The sequence below is a fragment of the Candidatus Nealsonbacteria bacterium genome, from assembly GCA_019923625.1.
GTDB lineage: Bacteria > Patescibacteriota > Minisyncoccia > Minisyncoccales > RBG-13-42-11 > JAHXGN01.
On sequence record JAHXGN010000026.1, the window covers coordinates 1 to 3,619 of the forward strand.

At 34.5% G+C, this 3,619-nt stretch carries 4 protein-coding genes; 1 reads left to right on the forward strand and 3 read right to left on the reverse strand.

Going from position 1 to position 3,619, the window contains the following annotated elements; genetic code table 11:
• A partial coding sequence (locus KY055_02785) for a class I SAM-dependent methyltransferase (protein MBZ1345526.1) occupies positions 1-610 on the forward strand: 610 nt, incomplete at its 5' end.
• 411 nt (positions 611-1,021) lie between these two features.
• Here the strand turns inward: KY055_02785 and KY055_02790 are convergent.
• The 3 genes from KY055_02790 to KY055_02800 form a co-directional block, all read right to left on the reverse strand.
• Complete coding sequence (locus tag KY055_02790; protein ID MBZ1345527.1) at positions 1,022-2,086, reverse strand: nucleoside monophosphate kinase; 1,065 nt, start codon at positions 2,084-2,086, stop codon at positions 1,022-1,024.
• A 37-nt stretch (positions 2,087-2,123) separates the two neighbouring features.
• Positions 2,124-2,996, reverse strand: coding sequence for an MBL fold metallo-hydrolase (locus KY055_02795; protein MBZ1345528.1), 873 nt, complete (start codon positions 2,994-2,996; stop codon positions 2,124-2,126).
• A gap of 138 nt (positions 2,997-3,134) precedes the next feature.
• A complete protein-coding gene (locus tag KY055_02800) occupies positions 3,135-3,296 on the reverse strand; it encodes a hypothetical protein (GenBank protein MBZ1345529.1) in 162 nt (53 codons plus the stop codon).
• Positions 3,297-3,619 lie beyond the last annotated feature (323 nt).

The following is a 3,619-nucleotide window of genomic DNA, read 5'->3' on the forward strand; positions in this document are numbered from 1 at the left end:
AATCGGCCCTGGCTCATTGCCGAAATTCCCAATCCAGGGCACTTATTTTTTAGATACAAGCGCAGCGGCAATAGAGAAGTTAGAACAACAAGGAGGCAAAGGAGTAGTTTTAAGCGCCGAACAACCTTTTCCTTTTGCTGACGGATTCTTTGATTTAGTCGGGGCTTTTGAAGTTTTTGAACATCTTGAGAATCCAGAAAAAGCTCTACAGCAAGTAGCCCGTGTGCTAAAAACCGACGGACGATTCATTTTCTCTATTCCGATCCACCAAAAATATTGGACTTCTTGGGATAAATTAGCAGGCCACGTCCAAAGATTTGAACCAAAGAAATTAATGCTCTTGCTTAGTCAACAAGGATTTGAGGTAGAATGCTGTTATACTCTTCGTCTCATGTCTAAATATATTCCTATTTCTTTTCTTCAATATATTTCCAAAATAGGTTGCGCTATTATTTCTCGTTTCCCGCAAATACTATGTTATTGTCGGGATATTGGTCTTTATCCGTATCTTTGGATATTAAAAATAATCGGGCGGCCCCAATATCACACCTCTCTTAATGATGTGCCTTCAAATGGTTCATCGCTTTTGACCATATGCAGAAAAGTATAAACCGAAGGGGGTATTATAGGGTAAGGTCTGAAAAACGGACCTATTTGTTCGTAATTTAGCTTAAAGCATCAGAAGCTCAGCAATCAAGTTTCAAGCCTGCGAAAGCTGCCTTGAAACTTATTGCCTCACTTCTGAAATCGGTCCGGGAAATCGAACTTTACCCTAATATATATGCTAAAAATCGCGAGCTTTTAGCTCGCGATTTTTAGGTGGTCCTGCCTTGATTCTAAAAGGGCATTCTTGAAATAATCCAAGTGGGTGTCTAAGATGCAACCCAAGGGCTACATTCATATTTGACTCCCAAAAAAAGCTTATATCAGAATTCAATATAGAAAAGGCAGGACCGCTTTTATTGTATAATTTTCCAAACTGATAAGTCAAGTTGAAAACCTATCAACTTATTTTCTAATTTTAGAGGTTTAATATCTCTGTAATTTGTTTAATCATTGAAACGACTACCGGCGGCGCCAATAAACTATAAGAAGGAATTCCTTTATCGTCCAAAACAACCCAGGGTTCTTGTTTTATTTTAATAATTTTTTCTTTTTCATCCCATTGATAAATATATTTTGGCGTAATTTCATAATCATCAACCAACCCATCGGCTTCTTGAACGGGAACCGAATTTCTTAAAAGAACTTTGGGAATACCGTAAAGAGAAAATGATTGTTCAACTAATTTTTCATCCCCCTCTAATCTTTCTTTTATTGGTTCTATTCCCAACTCATCTCCCTCTTTGGAAACCATTCTCTGTTCTTGGCAAATGGAATTGTCGCAAATCAAATAAAAATCTTTTTTTTCTTCTTCATAGCCGATTTTTGAAGTCGGAAATAATTTTAAGTTTCTGGACATTTGGCAAAGAGGACAAACCCTGCGCCATTTTATTCTCTCTTCAATAACGGTTTTGGGAGTATCAATTAAAATGAAAATATCGGGGTCCTCCCGATAACCGATCAAATCGCGGAAAAACAAAGAATATGATATCTGGTCCATATCCCTTGGAAAACCGTCAATAAAAAGGGTTCTCTTTTTCTTTTCTTGAATTTCTCTTTTGACTAAAGTCAAAATTAATTCTGTCGGCAAAAGGGCTTTAGTGCTTCTATTTTCCAATAAAAAAATTATTTCTTTAAAAGATAAAAATCCCCGATAATTTTTCTCCAAAAAGGAGCTTAGCTCCTTTTTTCTTTTTTTATCTTTGAGTTCTTCATCAACCTCTCTGATCATATCGCCGATTGAAAAATGGGTTACTGATTCTTGACCAACAACCTCACCAAACATTTTGGAATAACTTCCTTTGCCGGAATTTTTCTTTCCCAAAAAATAAGCGACAAAAGTGTTTTCTTTTAAATATTCCTTTAATTTTTTAATTTCCGGGCCGGCTTTTAATTTAAAGTATTCCTCCCTCTCTTTTGGGTCAGTTAAATTAAATTTTTGGTTTAAGCCCTTAATTTTAGTTTTGAATATTGGGAATCGCATAAATCAACGAATAACGAATTTGTTATGAATATACGAATCAACGAATAATTCTATAATTATTACCGTCGCTTATAATCTTAATGTCGCCGTCTCGGTCGGTTCTTAGAATGGTTATATCATACTTGACTAAAGTCTCCAAGGTTTCTTGATGGGGATGGCCGTGGCGGTTGTTTTTGCCAACCGAAATTACAGCCATTTTCGGCAAAACCGATTTTAAAAATTCTTCAGAAGAAGAAGTCCTGCTTCCGTGATGAGCGATTTTTAAAATATCAGAGTTTAAGAGAGCTTTCCTTTCAAGTAATTTTTGTTCAACCGGTTTTTCAATATCAGCCGTAAATAAAAAAGAATTTTGAAGATGAACCAAACGGGCAACTATGGATGAATTATTAATCTCTTTGCTGTTTTTAATTTCTTGGCCTTCAATGTTTTTTAAGGGGTTCAAAATATCAAGATAAGTTTTTTTTCCCATTCTTACCCTTTGGTTGGCTTGAGCAATGAAAATCTCAGCTCCCTCTTTTTTAATTGCTTTTTGCCATTCCTCATAAACCGAACTATCAACTATTATTCCTGTCCATAAAATATTTTTAATTTGATATCTTTCCAAAACCGCTATCAATCCGTTTAAGTGGTCGGAGCTGGGATGGGTTAAAACAATCAAATCAAGGGAGTTGTCCCAAAAAGGTATTTCTTTGGCTAATTTTTCTAAAATTCTTGAATCAGGGCCGCCGTCAATTAAAACCTGGTGTCCTTTCGGGCTAACCAGCAATATGGATTCACCTTGACCAACATCAAAAAAAATCACCCTTAAAAAAGCAGGATTATTTAAATCATAAACCCAAAGCCAGGCCAAAATGTTGGAAAACAACAAAATCCCAAAAATCAAATAAACAGAGTTTCTATTTTTTTTCATTTTAAACCCCGCCCCCTAAATAGTATCTCTTGTTTTAAATAATCAATTATTGAAAAATAAAAGATATCAAAATTATTTAAAAAGACATCCAGACAGTTTGGGGGACGGGGCCAAAATCCTTTTAAAAATTAAGAAATTCTATTTTGGATTACCTAAAATCCTAAACATTTTTGTTCCGCAGGTGGGACAAACACCGGTCAAAGCCCTTCTTTTGGTGCCACCCTTTCCCTTCATAGTAATTTCTTTTTCATCATTCATTTCTTTTTTGCTTTTACATTTTACGCAATAACCTTGAGCCATAATAATAAAATTTTTTATTTTTCAATATTTTAAAATCGACCTTTACCCTGTTAAATAATTTTGCCTTTGGCAAAATTGCCCTGTTAAATAAAATCTTTGATTTTCTTTTGCTGAAAGCAAAAGATTTAACAGGGCATTTAACAGGGTGAATTTTTCCACAATCTTATTTTACCTTAATTTAAGCCAAAATGATAGTCAAGCCCTTTCTTTTGAAATACAAAAAGATTTGGAAATTTCAGATTTTTGAATAATGGAAAAAATAGAGCTGACCTTGTTTTTACTAATTAATTATACTACCAGTAGATACGTTATTATGTGTAAGA